General features: G+C 26.6%; 3 protein-coding genes. All 3 read left to right on the top strand.

Going from position 1 to position 1,776, the window contains the following annotated elements:
- Positions 1–311, top strand: a 311-nt coding sequence (locus tag P8V03_RS18905) for a hypothetical protein (RefSeq protein ID WP_318799360.1), incomplete at its 5' end; no start/stop codon positions are given.
- Between the two features lie 84 nt (positions 312–395).
- Positions 396–977: a hypothetical protein gene (locus tag P8V03_RS18910; RefSeq protein ID WP_318799361.1), complete on the top strand. Its 582-nt coding sequence runs from the start codon at positions 396–398 to the stop codon at positions 975–977.
- Between the two features lie 455 nt (positions 978–1,432).
- Positions 1,433–1,776, top strand: a 344-nt coding sequence (locus P8V03_RS18915) for a PIN domain-containing protein (RefSeq protein WP_318799362.1), incomplete at its 3' end; no start/stop codon positions are given.

Consider the following 1,776-nt stretch of genomic DNA (forward strand, 5'->3'; position numbering starts at 1 on the left):
AGATCCTTTATGATAAAATTCGTGCTTGTGGTACAAATAAAGGTATATTGATTTCATCTTCAAATTTTCAATCTGGTGCAATCGAATACGCTTCAAAACATGGTATTGCGTTAATTCAACTTACTGATGCAGGTGAACAATATGTAAAGCGTTCTCAATTCAATGTAATAATGAATTCTCACCGAATACCATACAATAATGGTTGTCCATATATTGGTGTTATGCAATCTAGCACAGGCATTAGAATAAATTGTTCTTATCTATCTAGAACCAACTTATCTTTAAAAGCGTATTTAGAAAACATTAAATAGCTATCTTTAATTAACGTTTCATTAGCCACATACTTATGGGGCTAATAATGCATAGTTTAAAATTATATACAGGAAATGAAAATATTGCGAGAATTTTTAAAAATTATTAAACCAGAATACATTATTTCAATAATGACATTGTTGTTAGGCATTATTACTGTTTATTATTCTAATAAAAATACAAGCAACAACCGTGTTGGTGAATTTATATCAAAAAATCGAATAGAATGGATGCAGAGTTTAAAGGCTTATATTTCTGAATATGTATCCTTAGTGCGATATTTAAGTGATGAATGCCATCCTAATGTTGAGGGGGACTATATTAATAAATTAACTACATTATCTTGCCGAATAGAGTTACATCTGAATTTCAAGGGAAAGGCTGATAATGAATTAATTGCTGCAATTAAAAATGTGGAACAATGTTGGATCGGAAAATTATCAGGAGATGACAATGATGATATTAGGGAAGCTACTATTGGTACATTAATTTTATTAACCCAAATATATCTTAAAACAGAGTGGGAAAGAGTAAAAGTAGAAATAGAATTTGGTCCTAAACATAAATTTGATTTTGATAGGGAATATGAAAAACTAAAAAATACAGTAAATAGTAAAATTGAATCTTATAAAATAGAAATCTCTAAATACATAAAACCAGATTAATTTCATCGTTATTTAGTATAAGTGTATAAAATTCTTTGAAAATATCTTAGAATGATATAATTTATTATTGAATCTATAGTTGATTTGCATGAATTTTTTAATACATAAATTCTTTTAGAAAATTTTAAAGTGTAGGTTGAACTTATGAAAATAGTATTATTGAATTCATATAGTATCCATGATGCTATCAAGATTTTTAAATTTCAATTGTTTAACTTACCATTATCCATATAATTTTACGTGCTGTAGTGATTCTAATTAGGCTAATAATATGAACTTCTGAGATGTATGTTTTAGAAATTTATTGGACATGTAATTATCATTATAGCTAATTTAAGTATGAAAATTATGTATATCATACATAGTGCGTTAGAGGAGCAAAAAAATTCTCAATAGCAATAATATAATTCTATTGAAAAAACTTATTGTCAATTGCATATAAAGGAGGAATAAGATTGCTAAATTATCCAATATCTATATTCTTAGATACTAATATCTTTATAGAGGCAAAATACGATTTTAGTTCAAAAGGTATTTTTAGTACACTTAATAAATATATCAGCGATGGTAAAATTAGATTAATTATTAGTAACATTGTTGAAAACGAAGTGAAAAAACACTTAAATGAGGATGCTGCGACACTCTGTAACATCTTTAAGGATGCTCGTACAAATGTATTTAAGAAATTTTCCTCCAATATTTTAGACGATACAAGTGTATCCAATCTGTTTAAGAAAATAGAGAAGGATGCATTGAAAAGTGAAATGGTTTTTATTTTTGATAAATTTATAGAGGAATC

This window comes from Clostridium tanneri, from assembly GCF_033659955.1.
Classification (GTDB): domain Bacteria; phylum Bacillota; class Clostridia; order Clostridiales; family Clostridiaceae; genus Clostridium_AM; species Clostridium_AM tanneri.